Origin of the sequence: Olivibacter domesticus, from assembly GCF_900109575.1 — a bacterium.
GTDB lineage: Bacteria > Bacteroidota > Bacteroidia > Sphingobacteriales > Sphingobacteriaceae > Olivibacter > Olivibacter domesticus.
In genome coordinates, this window is sequence record NZ_FOAF01000005.1 from 157,893 (window position 1) to 183,618 (window position 25,726).

19 protein-coding genes are annotated in these 25,726 nt (G+C 38.7%); 2 read left to right on the plus strand and 17 right to left on the minus strand.

The window, feature by feature from the left end; genetic code table 11:
- Positions 1-109: 109 nt before the first annotated feature.
- The 6 genes from BMY50_RS18550 to BMY50_RS18575 all read right to left on the minus strand — a co-directional run bounded on the left by BMY50_RS18550 (position 110) and on the right by BMY50_RS18575 (position 7,837).
- Positions 110-2,842 (minus strand): TonB-dependent receptor, encoded by a 2,733-nt coding sequence (locus tag BMY50_RS18550; protein ID WP_093327331.1) that lies wholly within the window; start codon positions 2,840-2,842, stop codon positions 110-112.
- 220 nt (positions 2,843-3,062) lie between these two features.
- A complete protein-coding gene (locus tag BMY50_RS18555) occupies positions 3,063-3,590 on the minus strand; it encodes a ferritin (protein WP_093327581.1) in 528 nt (175 codons plus the stop codon).
- Between the two features lie 235 nt (positions 3,591-3,825).
- Positions 3,826-4,197 carry a hypothetical protein gene (locus BMY50_RS18560; protein WP_093327334.1) on the minus strand — a complete coding sequence of 124 codons (372 nt, stop codon included), beginning with the start codon at positions 4,195-4,197 and terminating at the stop codon, positions 3,826-3,828.
- A 105-nt stretch (positions 4,198-4,302) separates the two neighbouring features.
- Positions 4,303-6,141: a UbiD family decarboxylase gene (locus tag BMY50_RS18565; RefSeq protein ID WP_093327337.1), complete on the minus strand. Its 1,839-nt coding sequence runs from the start codon at positions 6,139-6,141 to the stop codon at positions 4,303-4,305.
- A gap of 63 nt (positions 6,142-6,204) precedes the next feature.
- On the minus strand, positions 6,205-7,263 hold the full coding sequence (locus BMY50_RS18570; protein WP_093327340.1) for a class I fructose-bisphosphate aldolase: 1,059 nt from the start codon (positions 7,261-7,263) through the stop codon (positions 6,205-6,207).
- Positions 7,264-7,378: 115 nt separating this feature from the next.
- Complete coding sequence (locus tag BMY50_RS18575) at positions 7,379-7,837, minus strand: deoxycytidylate deaminase (protein WP_093327583.1); 459 nt, start codon at positions 7,835-7,837, stop codon at positions 7,379-7,381.
- A gap of 209 nt (positions 7,838-8,046) precedes the next feature.
- On the opposite strand from BMY50_RS18575, the gene BMY50_RS18580 reads away from it, so the two are divergent.
- Positions 8,047-8,676, plus strand: coding sequence for a LysE family translocator (locus BMY50_RS18580; RefSeq protein ID WP_093327342.1), 630 nt, complete (start codon positions 8,047-8,049; stop codon positions 8,674-8,676).
- A 615-nt stretch (positions 8,677-9,291) separates the two neighbouring features.
- Here BMY50_RS18580 and BMY50_RS18585 read toward each other — a convergent pair.
- From BMY50_RS18585 to ispG, 11 genes are all read right to left on the minus strand, one after another.
- Positions 9,292-11,202: an amidophosphoribosyltransferase gene (locus tag BMY50_RS18585; RefSeq protein ID WP_093327345.1), complete on the minus strand. Its 1,911-nt coding sequence runs from the start codon at positions 11,200-11,202 to the stop codon at positions 9,292-9,294.
- Positions 11,203-11,351: 149 nt separating this feature from the next.
- Positions 11,352-12,668 (minus strand): ammonium transporter, encoded by a 1,317-nt coding sequence (locus BMY50_RS18590; protein WP_093327348.1) that lies wholly within the window; start codon positions 12,666-12,668, stop codon positions 11,352-11,354.
- A gap of 300 nt (positions 12,669-12,968) precedes the next feature.
- Positions 12,969-14,468, minus strand: coding sequence for an NADH-quinone oxidoreductase subunit N (locus BMY50_RS18595; RefSeq protein WP_093327351.1), 1,500 nt, complete (start codon positions 14,466-14,468; stop codon positions 12,969-12,971).
- A 22-nt stretch (positions 14,469-14,490) separates the two neighbouring features.
- Positions 14,491-16,095 carry a complex I subunit 4 family protein gene (locus tag BMY50_RS18600; protein ID WP_093327353.1) on the minus strand — a complete coding sequence of 535 codons (1,605 nt, stop codon included), beginning with the start codon at positions 16,093-16,095 and terminating at the stop codon, positions 14,491-14,493.
- 18 nt (positions 16,096-16,113) lie between these two features.
- The gene (gene nuoL / locus BMY50_RS18605; protein WP_093327355.1) at positions 16,114-18,165 is read right to left on the minus strand and encodes an NADH-quinone oxidoreductase subunit L; all 2,052 of its coding nucleotides are present in this window, start codon (positions 18,163-18,165) and stop codon (positions 16,114-16,116) included.
- The gene (gene nuoK / locus BMY50_RS18610) at positions 18,166-18,471 is read right to left on the minus strand and encodes an NADH-quinone oxidoreductase subunit NuoK (protein WP_093327357.1); all 306 of its coding nucleotides are present in this window, start codon (positions 18,469-18,471) and stop codon (positions 18,166-18,168) included.
- Positions 18,468-19,019, minus strand: a complete 552-nt coding sequence (locus BMY50_RS18615) for an NADH-quinone oxidoreductase subunit J family protein (RefSeq protein ID WP_093327360.1) — start codon at positions 19,017-19,019, stop codon at positions 18,468-18,470. The genes nuoK and BMY50_RS18615 overlap by 4 nt, the downstream gene beginning before the upstream one ends.
- Entirely contained in the window at positions 19,019-19,579 is a 561-nt protein-coding gene (locus BMY50_RS18620) for a 4Fe-4S binding protein (RefSeq protein ID WP_202907883.1), read from the minus strand. The genes BMY50_RS18615 and BMY50_RS18620 overlap by 1 nt, the downstream gene beginning before the upstream one ends.
- 109 nt (positions 19,580-19,688) lie before the next feature.
- Entirely contained in the window at positions 19,689-20,765 is a 1,077-nt protein-coding gene (gene nuoH / locus BMY50_RS18625; protein ID WP_093327365.1) for an NADH-quinone oxidoreductase subunit NuoH, read from the minus strand.
- Between the two features lie 421 nt (positions 20,766-21,186).
- Positions 21,187-22,920, minus strand: a complete 1,734-nt coding sequence (locus BMY50_RS18630) for a thiamine pyrophosphate-dependent enzyme (protein WP_093327367.1) — start codon at positions 22,918-22,920, stop codon at positions 21,187-21,189.
- A gap of 91 nt (positions 22,921-23,011) precedes the next feature.
- Positions 23,012-25,018, minus strand: a complete 2,007-nt coding sequence (gene ispG, locus BMY50_RS18635) for a (E)-4-hydroxy-3-methylbut-2-enyl-diphosphate synthase (protein ID WP_093327370.1) — start codon at positions 25,016-25,018, stop codon at positions 23,012-23,014.
- 47 nt (positions 25,019-25,065) lie between these two features.
- Here ispG and BMY50_RS18640 point away from each other — a divergent pair, with 47 nt between their 5' ends.
- Entirely contained in the window at positions 25,066-25,722 is a 657-nt protein-coding gene (locus BMY50_RS18640) for a YceH family protein (protein WP_093327373.1), read from the plus strand.
- Positions 25,723-25,726 lie beyond the last annotated feature (4 nt).

Consider the following 25,726-nt stretch of genomic DNA (forward strand, 5'->3'; position numbering starts at 1 on the left):
TTTAAGAAGGTTCACAATGTATATAAAATGCTAATATATAGAAAAGAAATGAATTGCTAAAACGTTAAAGCAATTCTAATAAATGAATTTAAAATGTTCGAAAGTCCTTTTAAATTTTCGATGAGAATTTTTGTAATCTAATATTGAGTGAAATTAAAAAGTATCTTGCCAATCGATTATTTCTCATATCGAAAATATCGTTTCCAACGATCTCTCTTCGTACACCGGTATTTTTATTGAACAAATCAAAGCCCTGCAACCTGATTGCCATCATGTCATTTTGTAGAAAAGATTTTTCGACATAAACATTCAATATAGTTGGATTCGCATTTATATAATTGCTATAACCAGCATTAATCCGTTGGGAAAAATCTACACTTAATATCCATTTTTTGGGCAGATAGCCCTTCCCTCCAAAACCCAAGCTGAAGGTATTTGCGCTCGCGTCGATAAACGAAGGGATGTTGTATTTTATTTTATTAACCGTATAACTACTTCTCAAATCTGCTTCTAAAAGATCTTCGATTTGAAAATTCATCTGTACATTTTGCGTAAAAACCATGTTTCTCCCTACATTTCTTACACTATTAATATAGGTCAAATTATTAGTGTAGTCTGCAGATCCGTTAAGATTAAGTGTAAGAATTCGTCCTGCCACTGGCGTACTATAATGGTAAAAACCTCTTAAATCGTAGAACCCATTGGCGTTTAAAAACTCTGTTGCCTGTATTGTGCTGTTTGGTGTACTTATTCTGTTTGTTACAACCTTATCCTGTACATGCGTAAAAGAAAAATTGGTAAATAATGAGCTTCCGCTTTGAATACTAAAATGTCTGTATTGCAGGCTCAGCATATTCATAAATTCCGGCTTTAAATTTGCATTACCCACTACAACGTATTGTGGATTAGACACATCTCTTACAGGTTGTATTTGCGTAAATGCCGGTTGATTGTTTTGACCTCGATAATTTAAAGAAAGGCTGCTCGTCTTATTTATATTATATTGCATTTTAGCACTTGGTACAAAATTTAAATTATTTATATGCGTAACCACATCTCTTGAGGGTGTTTTACCATCCAACTTTGTAGGCTGTAATGCAAAACCAAGTGTATATTTCAGTTTATTAATATCCCCCTGATAATTTATACCAAATTGATGTGTTTGAAATAAATAGTCATAATCAATACTCAAAGAATCGATAAGCGTCTCGTTGAGAGAAAGTGTATCTACATCAAAAGTGTTTCTTGCATTTGCGATAGAATTTGTTTCGTATTGATAATTAAACTCAAGGTAACTCCGTTTAGTTACAGGTTCTGTATAAGACATTCCAAATAAAAATGTTCGATTATAGCTAAAGTTGTTTACCTTTTGCTTAAATACATCGTAATTTTTGTTCGGAGAATTGGCATTGGAATCCAAACTCGCAGTTAAATCCATTACATCATCGTTACGATTTCGCTTAAAATATTCTATTCTCGATGTCACATTAAAATTCCTTCCACGTTTAGGGAAACGATGATTGTAAAATAAATCTATGTCAAAATTTGGATCGGAGGTACGACCGTTTGTATTATAGATTCTATCAGTGAATGCACTTCTGCTGCTAATCGTGCTATGGCTTTCAGATAGAAGGTCACTAGAGAGATAGGAAGCAGTAGGCGTAACCTTTAAATAATTGGCCGTGTCAATATTCGCCTCAATTGTCCAAGTTAACCTATGTTTAATATTATCGGCTTTAGATGTCACCTCATCGAGCGAGTTTATGGTGCTATTTTCATAAATACTTTGCAGTTTTGTTGTTCCCTGGGTTTGGTTTAATCGCTGCGTGTACGTATATCCACCGTAAACGGTTACACCTTTTGCAATATCGTCTCTATAATTAATGCCTATAGAGTTCGCTGTATTAATACCATCTTCAGCATCTACCATGCTATTGAGATCTGTTCCACCTCTACCACCCGCCCCGCTCACATCACCAAAGCTAAAGAGGCTGGTATTTGTATTATTCGCAGATCCAAGCACGGAGATCTGTTTACTTCCGTTAAACTTGTTAGCAGAAAAGCTCCCAATGTATCGATTGTTTACCTTATTATCATTCATGTCCATACCACCTCCAGCCGTAAGTTGCCCAAAAGCACCGTGATTTCGATCTTCTTTTATGGTTACATTCAGTACTTTTTCAGGTTCCGTGTTTCTAATTCCAGTGATGTTGGCTTGATCTCCATAATCATCTATTATTTGTACATTTTCAACAATTTCGGCTGGAAGATTGCGAGTAGCTGTCAAGACATCACCATCAAAGAAGTCCTTCCCGTTTACCCTCACCCTCGTAACACGTTGTCCTTGCGCATCAATATTACCGCTTCGATCTACCTGTATACCCGGCATGAGCCTAATCATTTCTTCTAATAAAGCATTCGCCCTGACTTGATAAGCCTTTGCATTGTATTGAATAGTGTCCTGTTTTATTACGACAGGTACCACGCCGTAAATGGCAATCTCCTGGAGTTCTTGTGGTTGTTCTTTCAAATTTACTGTCACCAACTCGGTTATAGGCAAAAGCACATTCGAGGTATAATGTCTTTCGAATAGCTGAAAACCAATTAGACTAAAGCTTAATTTAAAATCATTTGCCGCTACTGTACTGAATACAAACCGCCCATGTTCATTCGTGCTAACCATCATTGTGTCTTGCTTAGCATACAATCTTACAGTAACACCGATAAGCGGCCTGCCCGTTGAATCCTGTACAACTCCACGCACTTCTCTTGTTTGTATCTGTCCTTTTGCTGCAACAAAAAAGAACAAAATCACTACTATACTTAACAAGATTCTGTGCATATTCAATACAACCCTATTTTTGGCTTTAAATAAGTAACGACCAACAACCCCAAATCTTATTTAAATTATTGATTAAGTTGATTTAAAGTCTATTTTTAGTGAAATATAGCAATTAATTATGTTTAAGCAACAAAAAAAGGGTTATCAATTTTAAAAATTGATAACCCTTTTTTATCTGTAAATCCAGATCTATCTCGCCTTCTAAGCAAATACGGTACGACTATTCTGCGTTATAAGTAACTTTTGGAATATGCTTGTCGATTTCCCAACGGCCAGTACCTTCTTCACCAATTACATCAAACATCTCCAAAATTCTCCTTGCTACATATTCTTCCTCAATTTGTTCCGCTAAGAACCACTGGATGAACTGAAAAGTAACAAAATCTTTCACTTTAAAGCACTTTTCAGCTATATTATTAAATTGAGCTGTCACATGCATCTCTTGCTCTAAAGCCGTCTCAAATACACTGCGGAAAGATTCAAAATCATTTGGTACATTGATTATTTCAGGAGATATAGCTTTGCCACCACGGTCATTGATATAATTAAAAAGTTTAAGCATGTGCCCGCGCTCTTCTTCTGCTTGTTTTGCAAAATAGCCTGCGCTAAAGTCAAAGCCTTGATCATCACACCAAGAAGACATTGCTAGATAAATAGCAGAGGAATGTGCCTCAACCTTCACCTGATCATTTAATATTTTTTCTATTTCTTCGTTTAACGAAGTTTTTAATCTTAGTAAGTCTTTCATTTGTTTATTTTTTATTTTTTTGTCCGTTGGAGCCTTTGATGTGAAAATAATCATATCCTTAAATGGTCAATGATTTCTTCATCATGTCAGGTTCACATCAAATAGCAAAAATCAATTCCATTCGATTTTTAAACCATGTACAAAGATAACAGAATAAGATCTTAACTTGCTTAAAATAAAAGCAATACGGATTCAGTCTAAATTAGATATTTAGAAAAGTAGGGAAACAATACAATTATCCAATTATAAGGGGAGATGTTGGAGCAGCTTTTAAACAATCCTTTATAATGCCTGGAAGCTCCATCATAAATTTTGCACCCTGCATTAACTCCTTAAGATTGAGTACATCTGAAACGCTTAATACAAAACAACGTTGTGATCGAAATGGCATTATAATGGTAAAATCGGCTCGTGGAGACGGGTCGAATAAAAGCTCGCTAAGGTTTATTTCTTCAATTTTCCTTCGTAGATGTAAAAAGTCTGTAACCTTGAAAGGCGTACAATCTCCAGCAAATTCTAACCAATAGCAATTTTTATTACTGCACTGCAAAACAGCTCCAAATTCAGTTCTAAAAACTTCTTCTAAACTCGCAAAACCACAAAGCATATTCTATAAACTCTTATTTCCAATCTACGAATGCGAATATAGCAACTATATATAATCAGTCCAAATTAATTTACCAAAAATTACAGAATATATTTAACTCTTTTATTAAATGATACCATAAAGTACTTCTCCTTTTACACCTAATGCATCTACCCTTTTTTCAACAGTTGGATCTTTATCAAGAGAAGGTGCATGATGCGGTTTGCTTCTTGCATCAATAATAACAGGCCCATTGCAACCCCAGTGCTTAAATTCCACGAAACTTCCTACACCATAAATATCATGCGAAGGGTTACTTCTAGTAAATGTAACCCACAGAAAGTTGTTTACGTTCGCTGCAGTAAACCCTGCGTCATCACACAAAACGATGAGTGCAATTCCCCCAAAATGCATATCGGCCATTTCTTTAGCTCCTTGTTTCACTAATTTATCGGTCTCTTGATAATCAATGAATGCAGGAGCATCTACAGCCAGCACACCAGGCATTACTAATTTAAAGTGATCAAAAGGACGAGGCAAAACCATATTTCCCGGCAAACTGCTCCAAAGCTCCCTTTTCTTTTCACCGGCGGCAGCAAATACCACTTTAGAGCCTGCATTAAGATCTTCACCTGTATAATCCAAGGTGTCGATTGTCGTCTTTGTATGAAAATGTAAATCTCTAGTTGGATCAAACCTTTCGAAGATATGTTTTAAGAAGTTTACTTCGTCATGAATATCTAAATCAGGATCATCTTCCTGCGCTGCGATGAAGAGATATTTAGCCAAGCTTAACTGATTCTTACCCAGTATTTGATTAGCTATTGTTAAAATTTCCTGTGGGCGTTTTAATTTTAGATAGGGTGTGTATCGCTCTGAACCAATAGCAAACAAAAGTGGATGCACGCCCGCAGCATCTACTGCATGAACGGCATGTAAGCCGTTAATTTCCTGCGGGATCGCTGGGCCACTAATCTCATGGATTAATTGCCCAAAACTGGTATCTTCCTGAGGCGGTCGTCCTACTACGGTAAAAGACCAAATGGCATCTCGGCGATGGTAAACCTTATGCACCTTCATCAGTGGGAAAGGATGTGTTAAACTATAATAACCTATATGATCACCAAAAGGGCCTTCAGGTTTATTTTCATTAGGATAAACGGTGCCGGTAATTACGAAATCTGCATCTGCAGAAATACAGAAACCCTCTTCATCATAAAAATATCTAAACCTTCTATTACCTAAGGCTCCTGCAAAGATTGTTTCTGAGAGCCCTTCCGGTAAGGGCATAACCGCTGATAGCGGATGCGAAGGTGGGCCACCAACAAAAACACTTACCTTCAAGGGCTTACCTTGTCTATTAGCTTTTGATTGATGCACTCCGATGCCCCTATGAAGTTGATAATGTAGTCCAACCTCTTCATTCAATTTATATTCATTACCTGCTAATTGAATTCGATACATACCCAAATTTGCGTTCATTATCCCCGGTTTATCAATATCCTCTGTATATACCTGCGGCATCGTAATAAACGGCCCGCCATCTAAAGGCCAATTGACAATTTGAGGCAGGTTGCTTATTTTTGTTTTCCCGTAAAGTATTGGAGCGGCATATCTAGTTTTCATGGGTAAGGCCGACAAAGCATTCATAGAAACACCTGCATATTTGAACGGATGCTTTAGTGCACGCATCGGGTCCATTTTTAAATCAACCATCAACTTCATTTTGTTTAGTGTATCTCTAAACATGAAGCGCGACCTCTCGATGGTGCCAAAAAGGTTAGAAATGGCCGGAAATTTACTTCCTTTTACATTCTCAAACAAAATGGCAGGCCCCTGGTGTTCATACACCCTTAAGTGTATAGCGGCCATTTCGAGGTAGGGGTCAACTTCTTTCTTAATACGAATTAAATGGCCATTGTGTTCCAAATCTTTTACACATTCCGCCAAACTTTTATATCCCATGAATCTGTGAGTTTCTCAAAGGCCCAAAATAGATAAAATGCATTTGATATGCAATTAACGACGCTATGCGATGGTGATTTCTGACGATAGGTAAACATCCTGAACCAAATTCAACAGTTCTACTCCTTCTTCAAATGGTCTTTGAAAAGCTTTTCTCCCCAATATTAGTCCGGTACCTCCCGCTCTTTTATTTATGACTGCACTTTTTACCGCCTCAGCTAAATCTGTTGCTCCTTTAGATTCACCTCCTGAATTAATTAATCCGGCCCTTCCCATATAGCCATTAATTACCTGATATCTACACAAATCGATCGGATGAGAAGAGCTCAGTTCTGTATACATCCTAGGATCGCTCTTAGAAAAGCCTATTGCAGTGAATCCGCCATTTGTTTCCGGCAGCTTTTGCTTCAAAATATCGGCTTGTATAGTTGCTCCTAAGTGGTTCGCCTGACCAGTTATATCGGCAGCAGTTTCGTAATTCACTTGATCTTTCTTATACCCATTATTACGGGTATAGCACCATAAAACGCAGGCCATACCTAATTCATGGGCTCTTTCAAAAGCTTCAGACACCTCTATTATCTGTCTACTCGATTCTTCCGATCCAAAATATATAGTTGCTCCCACGGCCGTTGCTCCTAAATTCCAGGCGCCTTCAACAGACCCAAACATGATCTGATTATACTTTGTAGGATATGTTAGTAACTCATTATGGTTTAATTTAACTAAGAACGGGATCTTGTGGGCATATTTACGAGAAAGCATCGCTAAATTCCCAAATGTACTAGCCACCGCATTACATCCGCCTTCGAGGGCTAATTTTATAATATTTTCAGGATCAAAATACATTGGATTAGGAGCAAAAGATGCACCTGCAGTATGTTCAATTCCCTGATCAATCGGTAGAATTGAAATGTAACCTGTATCTTTTAGTCTACCATGCCTATAAATAGCGGCTAGCGACCGTAAAACTTGTACATTCCGATTGGAGGGAAGGAAAACACCTTCTATAAATGTTGGGGAAGGCAAATGTAGCTGGTCTCTCTTAACAGTACGGCATTTATGTTTCAACAAATCATCTGCATCTGTTCCTAACAACTTGTATATCTTTTCGAAACTCATGTTTATTTCTTTTGCTTGCTTAGCATAACAAACAAAAATCACTATAGTTCTGATAATTTCTAGAGATATACTTAATAATCAATTTCCCATTACGCGGAGTAACTTAGAAAAGATTTTAATTTCCAGCAAATTGAACAGCTTCAACACCAAATTTATTTAGAAAGTCAACTCCTTCGTCAGACGAAAGCCCCTTATATGAAGCGTAAGAATACTTATAAAAGACCTTAATAATTCCGGCAGAATAGATTAAACGTGCGCATGGTAAACATGGAGATAAAGTAGTATATAAAGTAGCACCCAGCAAACCAGCTCCATTTTTTACTGCATATAAGATCGCGTTTTCTTCTGCATGTAGCGCCAAAGAGCAGCTCCCCTTTGAATCGCGCGCACATCCTTCTATAGGCCACTCCTGGTCACAGTTATGCGTTCCCGAGGGTGGTCCGTTATAACCAATTGATATTATACGTGTATCTTTTGCCAGCACTGCGCCTACATGTGCTTTAACGCAGTGAGAACGTTCAGCCAGCTCTAAAGCCAAATTCATAAAGATCTCATCAAAACTAGGTTTCGCCATATTAATCATTGTTACGTTTCAAAAGTGTTACACGGAACGGTATCTGTGAACAGATTCAGTATAAAAGAGTCTTTTATCTTACGATAAAACGCTACAAAAATAAAGAATCCTCCATTCACTTAACTCAAAACAACGTGAGATTTTTCTGTTAAAACTTTCATTTAGTATTTTTTTTGTATTATTGCACCTCAACCAAGTAATGGAAAAACATGATTGAAGTTATCGTTTCTGGTGTTGGTTTGGGGATTATTTTATCATTCTTAACTGGCCCAGCATTCTTCGCATTACTAAAGACAAGTATAGAAAAGGGCTTTTACGGAGGTATATCCTTTGCTTTTGGTGTATTTGTTGCAGATATTCTTTATGTTGCATTATCACTGTATGGCTCTTCATATATAGCAAGGGAAAGGGAGATATTGTTTCCTCTTGGAATAATAGGCAGTGTGGTTCTGCTGGGTGTTGGCATACATTATATCTTAAAGAAAGTCACCATTAAACGAAGCAAATGCCTTTCTAAACGGGAACACAGCGGTTACTTTATTAAAGGATTCGCTATGTGTATTTTCAATCCTACGTTGTTGTTATATTGGATAAGCGTTACGAGTGGTGTAGTATCTATTAGCAACGATTTTGACTTAAAAAGAATTATTCCATTCTTTGCTTGTGTATTACTTACGCAATTGGGTATCGACTCAGTGAAAGCCTTTTATGCTGACAAATTGAGTCACAAAATCGAAGAGTGCACGTTAAATAAGATAAATAAATTTGCAGGGGCACTCATCATCGTATTTGCCCTGCGGCTGATGTACGAATTAGTCTTCACCCATACCATTATTTAATTCATAACTCTTTTCTCTCTCCCCTCAACATTACTTTTTCTGTGCAGAAAGAATGTTTATTTTATTTGAATTTATCAAGGTTTATTGTTCGTCCTACAACACGATTGCTTTCCGTTGCTGATAGCAACGAGGTCTTCCACTTTTGGTCGCAAAAGTGACAAAACTCGCCGCTGTACCCAGTAGCTACAATGCTAGTGCCTCCACCTGCAAACCGCTACTGACTAAGGCGGCATTTCGAGCAGAACGGAGAGTAGTTGCGAACAAGCACTAACCGTTGCGAAGGACAAAAATGGCATAGGTTTGTGAAGGAAGCAATCGGCAGTCAAACATGCTAATATGAATTTCCTAGCGAAGCTATCTCAAATAGAGCAATAGATAAATGAAGGGTAGTGTTGTGTGAGGGGATGTCTTCTATTGCGGCCGAGCATGTTGCCACGGATTGCAACGGAGCAAGCCCGCCAGGCACTTTGCTATACTTTGTTGCGGACAAAGTAGAAGAATATGCGCGATCAGCGCTTAAAATAAACGTTCCTTTATTAAAGACAATATGTATCTATATTATAAAAGAAAAGGTCGGAATAAAATCCCGACCTGATACATCTAAATTTTTATTTATTATGCCGAGTAATAGGCTCTCACATTCTTTCCTTCTACCCAATTCATAAAAGCTCTATTTACTACTTTGTTTCCTCCAGGAGTTGGATAATTACCAGAGAAATACCAATCGCCCTTATTCTTTGGACAAGCAATATGTAAATCTTCCAGCGTCTGATAGATAACCTCTACCTTAGCATTAATACCAATAGGTGTTACAATACGTGCAATTTCCTCAGAGATCTCCTGATAGGTGAATGGTTCATAAATTGCTTTGACATGGTTTTCAACCACTTCTTTATCCATATCTAAAGACTCAACGCACTTTTGGTACACATCATCTATAATATAGTTCATACCATTTTTACGTAAGAGCGAAATGGCCGCTTCAAAGGCTACAAACTCACCCATACGAGACATGTCGATCCCATAACAATCCGGGTAACGGATTTGTGGAGCTGAAGAAACAATGATGATCTTCACAGGGTTTAAGCGGTCTAATATCTTCAATATACTTTGTTTCAAAGTTGTACCTCTTACAATGGAGTCATCTATTGCGACAATAGTGTCTTCTCCTCCCTTTACAACACCGTAGGTAGTATCATAAATATGAGCGACCATATCCTGCCTGTCAGCATCTTGCGTAATGAAGGTTCTAAGTTTTGCGTCTTTAATGTTTAATTTTTCAAAGCGCGGACTTATATTGAGCATGTCCTCTAATTCACCATCTGATATTTTATCCGCCCTTTTTAATAAAGTATCCTTTTGAAGTTTACGCACAAAGGCATTAATACCATCCATAACGCCATAAAAGGCCACTTCTGCTGTATTAGGAATAAAAGAAAATACGGTGTTTTTAATATTTTTGCTAACAGCATTCAATATCGCTGGACACAATAAACGACCTAGCTCCTTTCTCTCCTTATATATTTCGGTATCACTACCCCGTGAAAAGTAAATACGTTCAAAGGAGCAAGCTTTTTTCTCGACAGGCTCACGAAACATTTCTTCGGTGATCGTCCCATCTTTCTTGATGATCAGTGCATGTCCGGGCTTAATTTCCTTAATCGCATCAAACTTCACATTAAAGGCTGTTTGAATAGCAGGACGCTCAGAGGTTACCACCATTACTTCATCATCTTGATAATAATAGGCAGGCCTTATTCCGGCAGGATCTCTCATAACGAAAGCATCACCATGGCCAAAAATCCCACTGATGGTATACCCCCCATCCCAAGTTTTTGCAGACCGTCTAAGAATCTTTGCAACATCCAGATTCTTCGCAATTAAAGCACTAATTTCAACGTTTGAATAATTTTCCTTTTTAAATTTATCAAAGAGCTCCTGGTTTTCAGTATCCAAAAAATGTCCGATTTTTTCAAGTACTGTGATGGTATCTGCCTGCTCTTTTGGATGTTGTCCAAGTTCGAATAATTGCTCTAGTAGTTCGTCTACATTGGTCATATTAAAATTACCTGCAATTACGAGATTACGGCTCATCCAATTGTTTTGCCTTAAAAAGGGGTGGCAGTTTTCAATGCTATTCTTTCCATGTGTTCCATAACGCAAATGCCCTAACAGTACCTCTCCGACAAAACTCATGTTTTCTTTTAGCCAATGAGAATCTTGGAACAACTCCGGATCAGATTGCTGTACGGCAGCAAACTTGCGCTGTACATATTCAAAAATTTCAGAAACAGCACTAGCCCCCATCGCACGATATCTGCTGATATAACGGTTCCCGGGCTTTACGTCAAACTTAATGGTTGCAATACCCGCGCCATCTTGCCCGCGGTTATGCTGTTTTTCCATCAATAAATAGAGTTTGTTAATACCATAGAGAGCCGTACCATACTTCTCTTGGTAATAAGAAAGAGGTTTAAGCAAGCGAATTAATGCTATACCGCACTCGTGTTTAATTGAGTCACTCATAGTTGGGATTGAGCACGCAAAATTACGTATTTATACAATTAAGCAAAAGGAAAGCTCCTAAAAAATAAACAGTACACTGTAAAATTAATCATAAGCCCATTCCCAGGGCATAAAAGAATATACCGGCCAATGAATCGGCCGGTAAAAAATTATAATTTTTCGCCATGCTGGCTTATATCCAAGCCCAACTCCTCCTCTTCTGGAGAAACCCGTAATTTACTAATTGCATTGGTAATACGTAATAGAATAAATGCAACAATGAAAGTATAAGCAACCGAACCTATTAAACCTATCACCTGTGCCCAAAACAAGGAACTTTCACCAAAAAAAAGTCCATTCGTACTAATGGCAGGGTTTACAGCTTTAGAAGCAAACACACCCGTTAGAATCATTCCTATCATACCACCTACACCGTGACTTGGAAATACATCCAGCGTATCATCTACGTTGGAACGCGTAGTTCGCCACTCAACAAGTAGATTACATATAATAGACGTCACTACACCAATAATCATAGAGTGAGGTATTGTAACAAAACCCGCCCCTGGTGTGATGGCTACCAAGCCTACAACAACACCAATGGAAACACCCATTGCAGTCGGTTTTTTTCCACGAGCAGCATCGAAAAAGATCCAAGCTAAAGCAGCAGCGGCGGAAGCAGTAGTAGTAGTGGCCAGTGCAGAAGCAGCTAATTCATTGGCTCCAAAAGCAGAACCCGCATTAAAGCCAAACCATCCAAACCATAGAAGTCCCATTCCTATAAGCACGTAAGTTACCCTTGCCGGGTCATGGCCATTACTATTTCCTTTTTTCAGAAAAATGGCAGAAACAAATGCTGTAACACCTGCAGACATATGCACTACTGTTCCTCCCGCAAAATCCAGCACTCCCATGCTCGCCAGTAAACCCTCAGGATGCCAAGTTGCATGCGCCAAGGGCGCATAAATAAAAATAAAGAATAAGCAAACGAACAATATATAAGAAGTAAAACGTATCCGCTCTGCGAAAGCCCCGGTAATGAGTGCTGGCGTTATAATTGCAAACTTTAATTGATACATTGCAAACAGCGCAAAAGGTATAGTGGGTGCAGCTGGCCAGTTCGGTCCATCAATAACGCCATTGAACATAAAATATGTTAAGGGGTTTCCTATAAGGCCGTGCCATGATTCACCAAAAACTAAACTAAACCCAAAGACCACCCATATAACAGCTACCAAACACATACATATAAAACTCTGCAGCATAGTAGATATTACATTTTTCTTTTTTACCATCCCCCCATAGAAAAAAGCTAATCCCGGAGTCATAATTAACACCAAAGCAGTTGAAGTCAACATCCAAGCCACATCGGCTCCATTATACTCGATCTTACCTACGTCATTGACAGGAACACAAGGGTAAAACAAACAGATTAACACTAATAACAATAAAAGAATAAAAGGAATAGTAGATTTTTTAGTATTCATAATAAATTATTTTCATCAAACAAACCATTTCTCAAACAATACTACCACCATTGGTTATTATTTTCACATTTTGCAATGGATAACTCATAACGGCTTCATATTTTGGCCAAATATAGGTAATATGAAATAAAATTTTCAAACAAAATTCACAAAAAACCAAAAAAATTATTAAAAAAATCTATAAATATTATAAATTTAACAAATAATCGAATATTTTGTTATCTCATTGCTATTACCAACAAGCATTTCCATTCAAATAGAAAAGAAAAAGATCTCGACAGTGTTTGTTCAACGAACAATTTAAATATTTAAGAGAATAGCGGGAGAAAGCCCTAGCAACAAGCTTAAAAAGGATAGAATAAGAGCAATTACAAACAAACCGTTTAGAGGAAGTTTATTTGGCAAAGAGCTATCTTCTTTGCTGCTACTTCGTAAAAAAGCATTTAAAGGAATTTTAAAATAGAAGAAAAGTGCTATAACCGTGGTAATAGCGCCTGTTATCACTAATACCAGCCATATATACTGTCCATCGCTCTGGAAGGCCGTTAATGCTGCCGAAAAAGCCAATAGTTTAGCTACAAAACCAGCAGTAGGCGGTAAGCCAGTCAAAGAAACCATCAATAGGGTCATAGCAACCATTGTTGAAGGATAATTACGTCCTAAACCCTTATAAGCAGACACATCTGTTAAGCCAAGCCCCTCTTCTAGCCGATCTGCCAGCATAAATACCCCCATGTTCATTACCACATAGGCTGCTAAATAAAAAAATAATATTTCGAAGGATCGCGATGGGTTTGTTAGGATAATCATTAACAAAAAACCGGTATGCCCAATAGAAGAGTATGCCATCATACGCTTTACATTACTTTGCCATAGGGCGGCAAAATTACCCAATATCATACTCGCAATAGCAGCAAGCGCTAAAAGAATAAAAACGACCCGTGGAAGTGTTTCATAACCATTTGCGGGCCAAGTCAACACAAATCTCCCTAGCAGCGTAACAGCTCCTATTTTAGGTGCTGTGGATAAAAAAGCTGTTACCGGTGTTGGCGCTCCCTGATAAACATCCGGACTCCAAAAATGGAAAGGCACGAAAGAAAGCTTGAAACCAATACCTGTTAAAACCAGAAGCATGGAGATCATAAAGGCAGCTGGAGGCATATTAGTCAGCCCTATTAAATGAGATTTATCGGTAAATGTCAGCGTACCCGTATATCCATAAACTAAAGATAGCCCATAAAGCATTATTGCGGAACAAATAGTACCAAATAAAACATATTTCAAGGCAGCCTCACTTTGTTTTTTATCCTTCGATAGATAACCAACCATAATATAAGAGCCAATAGATACCATCTCTATCGAAATATATGTCATCAGCCAATTTACCGCCATCGTCATCATGTTAAGACCGATATGCACGGCTAATAAAATACTTAATAGGTCGTCCACCTTTTTATAGTGTGAACGGATTGCCTGGTTATAATGTATAAAAACAACAAAGAGTAAACTAGTAATCGTGATCAGTAATTTCAATTGCGCTCCATTACTATCAGGCAGGATCATCCCAAAAAAGACAGGTGTTTTTGCAGGCCAAAAAATCTGATTAACCGTAAAAAGGGCCGTAAATAGCAACCCAACAACAACTATCCACCATGATATTATATACCCCTTTTTTAAAAACACACCAGATAGAATGCTCAATAAAAAGGTAAGCGTCAATAGTAATTCAGGTAAAAGAAAGGGCAAACCTTCTATTACCTTGTTTAATAAACTACTTATATGTGGTGTATATTCCTGCATAAACTCTTTCCCTTTAGGCTATTTACTGATGATAGGTATTTACCAGGTTGATTAGAGAAAGTACAGAAGCGTTAATTTTATCAAAAGCAAGCGAAGGTATAATGCCTAATACAAGCGCCAATCCGACCATTGGCACCAGCGCGATCGCTTCGCGTCTATTCACGTCATATAGCAATCGTTGCCACTCTTCTCCGCCTTTTAACCTGGTATTTCCAAAAAACATGCGCTGTAAGGTCCACAAAAAATAAGCAGCACTTAATAGAATGCCAACAGCCCCGCCTATTGCCATCCATCTTGGTATCAAACCATTAACACTTTGCGCATTAAAGGCACCTATTATAGTGAATGCTTCCGCAATAAAAGCAGAAAAACCCGGAAGACCTAAAGAGGCAAAAAAGCCAATAGCAACAAACGCTGTATATGTTGGCATAAGCGTAGCTAATCCCCTAAAATTGTAAATCATTCGGTCATGCACCCTGTCATACAACATGCCCACCAGGAAAAATAACATGGCTGATAAAAAACCATGGCTGACCATCTGAAACATAGCGCCACTTAATCCCTCTGGAGTCAAAGACGCTACACCCAACAACACAAAACCCATATGTGACACAGATGAATAGGCCACAAGCCTTTTTAGATCTTGTTGTGCTAATGCATTCAAAGCGCCGTACAGAATGGAGACGACACCAATAAGCCCTAACCACCAAGCGCTGATCCACGCGATATCAGGAAAAATACTGAAGCAGATACGTAAGATACCATATCCGCCTACTTTTAATAGTATGCCCGCTAAAATAATAGATATAGGTGTGGGAGCCTCCACATGAGCATCCGGCAACCAAGTATGTAAAGGTACTATGGGCACTTTGATAGCAAAAGCTATAAAAAGGATAATGAAGCCCAATAATCTCGCTGAAACACCAAATAACTCATAATTTACCAGAGGAGAAAAGATAGATCCCTCACTAAAATTGGCCGGATTCATCATGTGCAACATATTAAAAGTATGATGCCCTGTACTTGGATCTGTCACTGAAAAATAGAGCCCGACCATTACCAATAACATAAATACAGATCCTAGCAAAGTATATAAGAAAAATTTAATAGCAGCATACTCTCTTCTCGCACCTCCCCATATTCCAATTAAAAAGTATAAAGGCAATAACATCACCTCGTAAAACACATAAAACAAGAAAAAATCGAGTGCGACAAAAACGCCCATTATGGCGGTATTCAGCAACATAAGTAAAGCAAAAAAGCCCTTTAACTGTTTATCAATATGCCACGATGCTATTACAGCAATGAGCATAACGAGCGCTGTTAAGAATAAAAACAGAATAGACAAACCGTCCACACCAACAAAATAATCAACTTCAAGTAGGCCTAAACTACCAAGGTTCAATCTTATCCACGGTAATTTTTCCACATATTGGTAAGTATCAACTGTGTTAACTCCTGCTAAGGCCCCATTGAACTGTCCATATAGATAAGCAGCAATCACCAATTGAACAACACAGGCGCCCAAAGCGAAATACTTATACATCGTTTTCAGCGATGTGGGCAGTATCAGCACAAAAACAGCAGCCAATAAGGGCAAAAAAATTAAAATGGATAACCAGTTCATATTAATTTATAAAAGAACCTAAAAAAATTTAAGGCAGAACAGTAACACAATTAAAAAAATCAAAAACATACTCAGCATATAGTGTTGTACCTTCCCATTACGAGAGCCTCTCAAGAAATTGCCTATTGCAAAAGACCATTTACCTGCTCCGTTCACCAGACCATCAATTAAATACCTATCCAGCCAAGCAGCAATGCTTGAAAGGGTTAGGGTTATCTTTCCCAACTTGTCGACGGTACCATCCACTAACTGCCGATCAACTCCATATAAAAACTTCGAGATAAGAAGAATAGATTTTACCACTAAATGGTTATATGCAAGATCTACATACCATTGCGATACTGAAAACCTATACAAAAACCCTGAGGACAACCTTATAGGATACTTTAGCCGCGCATACCATCTCCAAGCAACAAAAATGACAACAATGCTTAAGCCGTTTACCGCAGCGGGAACAACCGTATGATAAATATTTACCCGTTGAAGAGATTCTGTTATGTCAAAACCCTTGAGCACCCACACGTCTTCGAAGAGAAAAGGATTATATGAAAACAAGGGAAAGAGTGAACATATCCCCAAAAAAAACATAGGGTAAAGCATCCATTTAGGTGCTTCATGTAAATGCAGATTCTTAGTAAAAATTCTTTTCAATTGAAATTCTCCAAAGAATATTTTAAAGACAAATCTCGCTATATAAAACGCTGTCAAAGCACTCGTTAACAGTAAAGACAAGGGCAATATAATCCAAATTCCCTGATGAAGCTCTGCCCATTCGAAAGAATAAATCAAGATTGCATCCTTTGATAGATAGCCTGCAGATAATGGTAGACCAGCTAGCGCTAACGCTGCAACCAATGTTAAGCAGAAGGTTTTGGGCATAAATTTGCGTAATCCACCCATATTATTGATATCCTGTGTATCAAAATCCAGTCCGCTAATCCCTTTTAAATGATGCATTTCATGAATAATAGCCCCTGCAGCTAAGAACAATAAACACTTAAAGAACGCGTGCGTAACCAAATGAAAAATAGCCGTCCCAAACTGACCTATCCCAATGGCAACCATCATAAAACCAAGTTGCGAGATGGTGGAAAAGGCCAAGATCTTTTTTATATCCCGTTGTGTAAGTGCAATGGTAGCCGACATAAATGCCGTGAATGCACCAACGGCACTTATTAGCATGAGTACCACATCATCAAATAATGGCGATATACGAACGAGCATGAATACACCCGCGGCAACCATCGTGGCGGCATGTATCAGAGAAGAAACAGCCGTAGGGCCCTCCATCGCATCAGGTAGCCAAATATGAAATGGAAATTGAGCAGACTTGGCCATCGCCCCTAGAAAGAAAGCAATTCCAGCGATACTTAGCCAAGCAGCAGGCATTTCTCTGCCAGAAAAACCCCATGTCACACCATCATTTATAGCTTGTTTAACAACTCCATTGTCGCCAAATAACGTTAACAGGTCTAAAGTACGAAACTGACTATAAACGATCGCTATTCCAATGAGGAACCCTAAATCTCCTATTCTGTTAATTAGAAAAGCCTTTTTATTAGCCTTAATTGCAGCTTCCTTCGTAAACCAAAATCCTATTAATAAATAAGATGCAAAACCAACCAGCTCCCATCCAATATACATGAGCAATAAGTTATCTGCCAGCACAAGTCCTAACATAGCGAAGCAGAACAGACTGAGATACATCCAATACCGATGAATGCCCCTATCTCCTCTCATATAACATATTGAATAAATGTGAACAGGTAAGGCGATCGTACAAACCAACAGCAGCATCAATACCGATAAATTATTGAGTACCAGGCCCACTTTAAACTCTTGTTCGCCGATTGTAAACCACGAAATCTGCTGATAAACGGCCTCTCTGTCCCAAATGTTAACAAATAAGAAAATAGCTGCTACCAGGCTAATGCTTATCATTAAGGTGGCAGGCAGACCACTTTTGATACTTTTCCCGCCTATTACCGAAATAAAGAAAGAACATAAGGGTGCAAATAATGCAAGTAACGCAATTAAAATCGGCAACGATATATAAGTTGAGTCTCCCATTTAATCTTTCAATTCGTTTATATCGTTCGGATCAATGCTTTTATAATGTTTATATACGTTCAGTACAATTGCCAATGCTACTGCTACTGCTGCCGCTGCCAACACAATAGCGAAAAGAGCAAATGATTGCCCTCCGTATAAGGTTTTATCATATCTTCCAAAGGCAACAAAATTTAATATAGCGGCATTAATCATCAATTCTATACCAACTAAAACCATAATGGCATTATTTTTTGACAAGGCAGCATATAATCCGATAGAAAAAAGCGACGCACTTACGACTAGGAAATGAGTTAAGGTAATCAAACTTTTTGCTCCTCCTTTCTAGCCAAATGAGCAGCTCCCATTAATGCCATCATTAAAAACACAGAAATCACCTCAAATGGAAGCACATATCGTGTCATGAGATTTATACCTAAATGATGTATCGTATTATCAGATGACAGGATAAGTGTTTGTTCAGACTTTGAACGAGTAATCCATTGTGGTTCATGCCCATTAAACTGCATGGCTATGGAAAGTAATAAAAAGAAAATTGCAAGCGAAATGAGTAATCCCTGCCATTTCGGCAAGGCAAACACCCCTTTAAAACCTTGTTTTACGTCACTCAATAAGACTCGATTAGATAACATAAAAGCAAATAACATGAGTACTAAAACACCTCCCACATACACGATAACCTGTGTTATAGCAATAAAGTCTGCCAAAGCGAATACATATAAACCCGCTAAAGAAAAAAGCGTAACGAAAAATAAAAAAATACTTCTTACTAAATTTTTCAAAGAAACAATCAATAGGGCAGAACCAATAGCTGTTGCCGCAAGCAAATAAAAGAGAATCAAGCTTATCATCATTATTTGCGTTTGGCTGCCTCCTTTTCAGCTTGTGAACGGGCCAATGCTGCGCGTTTCTCTTCTATTTCAGCTTCACTCATTTCAGAGAATTCATAAACCAAATCAGAGAGCTTAGCGAAACTACGATCATAATTATCAGTCATCGTGATACACTCGGTTGGACAAACAACTGTACATAATCCGCAATACATACATTTTGCCATATCAATATCAAATTTAGCAGCATATAAGCGTTTTACACTTCCGTCAGAAGTCTTTCCGATTACTTCAGTTGCTTTAATTGCTTCAATATCGATACAATCGACTGGACAGGCTTTGGCGCAAAGATCACAGACAATGCAATCATCTATTTCTACATCTAACTGATATCTTGCTATTTCAGGAATCGGTATTTCCTGCTTAGGATATTGTATCGTTGTTACACCCTGTTGTTTTTCAAAGTAATTTTCCTGTTTTATATCTAATTCCTCACGTGCTTTACGAGCAGCAAAAAGATGCTTAAGAGTTAAACTCAACCCTTTCGCTGCTGTAATAAATGCATGTAAAGTTCTCTTTAACATATTTATTTAACTTTCAGTTTCCTACAGCCAGCTTCCGGTCCCATAATCGTTCTCTGGTTGCCAGCTGCAAAACCTAATCAACAAACAACTATTTCGCTACTAAATCCCATTATCCCACCATCACCATAATTCGCCAAACACCAGAAATGGCCATACATAAAAAGGCTAATGGTGTTAATACCTTCCAGCAAAGGCTCATCAACTGATCAACTCTTAATCTTGGCAAGGTCCACCGTATCAATATTTGAAGGCCTACAATCAACAAGGTTTTTATTAATATCCATGCAATTCCCCACCACATACCAGTTGTCCATTCGGCCAATTTTACCGTCCCTATATTTGGCAAAGGGGTATTCCACCCGCCTAAAAATAATACCACGCCAATCATCGACACCAGAAACATCATACAATATTCTGCCAAAAAGAAAAAAGCAAAACGGAGTCCGCCATATTCCGTATGATATCCCGATACTAACTCAGATTCTGCTTCAGGAATATCAAATGGTGCCCGATTACATTCTGCAAGTGATGCTATGAAATAAATTATATAGGCGAGCATCAGATGTGGTGCCTGGAAAATATTCCAAGCTAAAAATCCTCCTACCTTGCTTACATCCCACAGTCCTAAAAAGAGTAATCTTTCATTACTTAAAACCCCCTGATTAATGGTAAGTTCTTGCATATTGAGCGTCTGGGTGATCATTACTGCAGCTATTAAAGCCAATCCGGCTGGTATTTCGTACGAAACAATTTGCGCTACAGCACGTAAAGACCCCAATAGAGAGAATTTATTATTAGATCCCCAGCCAGCCATTAGTACCCCGATGGCTTCGATTGAAATAATAGCAATCACGTAAAACAAACCTAAATTTAAAGCCGCAGGTGCTAAATCTGGAGCCCATGGCATCGCAGCAAAACCTAAGTAAACAGCAACAAATACAACAACAGGTGCAGCGGCAAATAAAAGCTTATCTGAATTTGCTGGTGAAATAAACTCTTTTTGTAATAGTTTTAAAATATCGGCTATGGTTTGTAAGCTTCCGAACTTACCCGTTTCCATAGGTCCTAACCTATCTTGTACAAATCCGGCTACCTTTCGTTCGGCATATACTGCGAACAATGTAAAGGCAGCCAAAAAACTAAACAAAATAATGGCGACTAAAATATATATGATGTAAAAGTTCAAGGCAAATCTTCACAATTGTATTAAATGCAAACTTAAGGATTAAGCTTGAAATTATTAAACGGAAAACAAACTTATTTTGAATGATTCTAATATTAGTTGTGAGTTGCCGGTTATGAGTTGTGAGTTATTAGTATCAAGACGTAAGACATAAGTATCAAGACTATATTCTATATTAGTTGTTAGTTGCCAGTTATTAGTATCAAAACGCAAGTAGCAAGACAGTTATTATTCACAATAAACCTATTTATTTGTTCAACTATTTAGCTACCCAACGATTCGACCATTTAACTATTCAGGTATTCAACTATTTAACGATTCAACTACTTAACTATTCAACCATTTAACTACCTATTAGGCCTGAGCGATCGGTATCAAGAGGTAAAACACGGGCTTCAAGAATTCATCACTCATCATTCACAATTCATAACTCCTTCAAATGTTTATAATTGCTTTTCACCGTCTCCAACACTTCATCCATTCGTCCATTTAAGATTAGTTTGCCCATGGTTATAGCATATCCTTTCATTTGAGAAAATTCAATTTTTGGCGGCATTGCTAGGGAGTTCGGGTTCGTTTTTACATGAATTAATACCGGTCCTTCATAAGTAAAAGCTTCTTCCAATATCTCGCCCACCTTTTCGGGCTCGCTAACACATAACCCTTTCATTCCCATAGCCATTGCTACCGTTGCAAAGTCAGGGTTGTACATATCCGTTTGCCATTGAGGTAAACCTGCCACTTCCATCTCCAATTTCACCATTCCTAATGATCTGTTGTCGAATACCACCACTTTAATTGGCAAATTATACTGAACAATGGTTGCCAAATCACCTAATAACATGGACAAGCCCCCGTCCCCACAAAAGGCAACGATTTGCTGGTCAGGACGAGCCAAAGCTGCTCCAATAGCTTGCGGCATAGCATTTGCCATGGAGCCGTGGTTAAAAGATCCTAATAGCTCTCTTTTGCCTGTGGCATTAATAAATCGAGCACCCCAAACACAGCTCATACCCGTATCAACGGTAAAAATCGCATCATCAGCTGCAATTTTATCAATTGTATCGGCCACAAACTCCGGTGAAATATTATCAGGTCGGCCTTGATCCTTCACAAATGTTTGTTGCGTTTCTTTAACTTTCTCATAAACTTTCAGTTGTGCATCTAAAAAGCTACGATCATTATTTTGGTGTATTAGTGGTAATAACGCTTCCAGTGTGTCTTTTATATCTCCCGTTAAACCCATTTTAAGTTTAGCTCTTCTCCCCAAGCGTTCGGTTTTCTCATCAATCTGGATAATTCCACAACTTTCAGGCATAAAGTCCTTATAAGGAAAATCTGTACCCAGCAAAAGAAGTAAGTCAGATTCATGCATTGCATGATAAGCCGACGGCAGCCCCAACAAACCAGTCATGCCTACTTCGTTTGGATTATCATACTGAACATACATTTTACCTCTAAAAGAATAGCCCACAGGAGCGTTTACTCTTTTTGCAAGCTCGACCACTTCATCATGAGCATTTTTACATCCAATTCCACAAAATATAGTGATGCGTTTATGGCTACTTAACAGATCAGCTAATTCCTGTAACACTTCTTTTCCAGGTCGTGATATGGATGTGCTACGCATTAATTTTGTCTCGGTTTGAATTTCTTCCGCCTTCGCCATGGCCACATCACCGGGCATGCCAATAACAGCTACTCCTTTTTTACTATAAGCATGCTGTAGGGCGGCTTGTAACATCCGTGGAAATTGCTTAGCAGTAGTAGCTATCTGATTATACACACTGCAATCATCAAAAAGTTTAATGGTATTTGTTTCTTGAAAATAATCGGATCCCATTTCATCTGTATGCATGGTAGAAGCAATGGCTAGCACAGGTGCTCCCGACCTATTTGCATCATACAGCCCATTAATTAAGTGCACATGCCCAGGCCCCGAGCTGCCCGCACAGCAGGCGATACCATTAAGCTCAGCTTCTGCCGCCGCCGCATAGGCTCCCACCTCCTCATGTCGAACATGTATCCATTGTAACTTACCATTCCTTCGAACAGCATCATTAAATTCATTTAAACTATCGCCTGTTACTGCATATACGCGCTTGATTCCAGCATCTAGAAGGGTTTCGACCAATTGATCGGCTACTTTTTTTGCCATAATAAATATCAAAGATTACGAGGATTATCTTATAAAAATCTATTACATAACAATAGAGCTTGGATTAAGTTTTTTATATACAAGCTGTTTCTCAGTTCACCTCCACCCAGTTGCCGTCGGTACGTATAATTTCAATAAGTTCATTTAAGGCCTCAGCAGATCCCACGTTCTTCTTAACCACTTCCTTTCCTCTATATAAAGTCACCTTATCTGGCCCGGCGCCCACGTATCCATAGTCAGCATCAGCCATTTCGCCCGGACCATTTACAATGCAGCCCATGATCGCTATTTTTAAACCCTTCAAATGATTCGTGCGATTTCGTATCATCTGGGTTGTTTCTTGTAGATCGAACAATGTTCTACCACAGCTTGGACAAGAAATATATTCCGTTTTAGATATTCGTGAGCGGGTCGCTTGCAAAATAGCAAAAGAGGCTGAAACAAGTTTATTCGTTGGGGTTGCAGCAGCATCTATCCAAATGCCGTCACCCATACCGTCAATTAAGAGCGCCCCCAGGTCTGTTGCCGCATATAACTGTAATTTAGATATAGGTTCTTCTGCGCTTTGAATATCTCCCACAGGACCTTTAAAATCATCCGGATGATAACTTCTCTTTATAATTACCGGCACGTCCAAGCCCCATTCCTGTAGTTTGAAGAAAAATTGTCGCTGATCGGCCATCCCATGTTCTTTAGTCGTTTCTAACAAGAAAACCAGTGTTTTGTCTAATGGAATTTGCTGAAATAATTCAAGTTCAAGATCGCCGTAACTTAACCTTATTAAATTTAGATGACTATCATGAGTGCTAGCATCAAGGTATTCCTGCAATGAATATAAGGGATGAGCATTTTCTTTGTTTTGTAAGGCTAACCAAGTCGGATAATTATACAGTTGCTTTAAATTCCCAGGCATTGTAAAGGATGGCAGGCTATCTCCGAAATAAACAAAATCTACCGATTGATCACCCATATGGAATTTATCCAAAAGCGGATCGTAAATATAACCCACGTCTTTTAATACCATCGGATCTACTAAACGTTTTCCGGAGAGGTCAACTACTACCCTTGGCACCATAGAGCCCCCAATGAATGCATTTACCTCGGTAGTATCCCGGCGGCCATTTAAGTTGTGAGTTGTGAGTTGTGGGTTGTGCGTAGTGAGTTGTGGGTTATGCGTTGTGGGTTGCGCTCTTTTTACATACCTATTTACCAATGCTTGGGCCACAGGTGCCTCTAATTCCGGTTCTTCTGTTAAAGAGACCCGAACTGTATCCCCCAACCCATCTTCTAAAAGTGTCCCAATACCCACGGCCGATTTTATCCTTCCATCTTCGCCATCCCCAGCTTCTGTTACTCCAAGATGCAATGGATAATTCATTCCTTCAGCCACCATTTTCTCAACCAAAAGCCTATAAGCCAATACCATCACCTGCGGGTTGCTCGATTTCATCGAAATTACCAGATTGTAGTACTGCAAATCTTCACAAATTCTAATAAATTCCAATGCCGATTCAACCATGCCTTCCGGTGTATCGCCATAATGGCTCATAATTCTGTCAGACAGCGAACCATGATTCGTTCCGATTCTCATGGCGGTACCGTATTCTTTACAGATTTTAACTAAGGGAGCAAATTTTTTGTGAATTCGTTCTAGTTCTGCCTGATAGGCTGTTTCCGTATACGACAATTGGTCGAATTTCTTTTTATCCGCATAATTACCTGGATTTATACGCACTTTTTCAACTATCCGCGCCGCCACTTCTGCCGCATTGGGAGTAAAATGTATATCAGCAATCAAGGGTACTTTACAACCACTTTTTAGCAGCTCTTTCTTTATTTCAGCTAAATTATTTGCCTCTTTAATGCTAGGGGCCGTAATGCGCACATATTCACAGCCGGCATCCACCATACGTAGCGTCTGCTCCACGGATCCCTTTGTATCCATCGTATCAATTGTTGTCATACTCTGAATACGTATAGGATTGTTCCCACCCATGGGAATATCACCAATAGTAACTTCCCGTGTTAACCAACGCTCATAGCTTGTCAATGATCTACAATATTTACCAGGAAGTGTGGGTGCCTTTGCTAAATCCATAATGCGCAATGTTTGGACAAAGTTAGGTATTTTTCCTATCTTTAACCATGGAACAACATATAACCTTACCTATATTAACAAATGAAGAGCAGCGGGTATTGGGCGCTTTAATGGAAAAAAGTAAAACCACTCCAGAATATTACCCATTAACATTAAACAGCTTGACCGCGGCGTGTAACCAAAAATCGGCACGCAAACCAGTGGTTCAATACGATGATAATACGATTGTGGCGGCCTTAGATACACTCAGAAAAAAGGGACTGGCGGCTACAGCCACAGGTGGTTCTAGCAGAACCATTAAGTACCGACATACATTAAGTGTTGTTTACCCTATCATTCCCGCGGAAGTAGCTATTTTATGTTTGCTACTTTTAAGAGGCCCTTTAACAATAGGGGAAATCAATAGCAATTCCGGCAGGCTTTATGAGTTCGAATCGCTGAGTGAGATTCAGGGCTTTATTGATAAGCTTAGTCATGAGGAGCCCGCGATGATTATTCAGGTGCCAAAAAGAACCGGCCAAAAAGAAGTGCGTTATATGCACCTATTCGGTGGTATTCCCGACTTCGATAGCTTCGAATTTAATGAAGCCACATCTACATTTTCAGCGGACACAACTGCGCTTGAAAGCCGCTTATCCAAAGTTGAACAAGAACTCACCGAACTGAAGGAGGCCTTTGAAAAATTGATGAAAGAACTTTATTAGATTA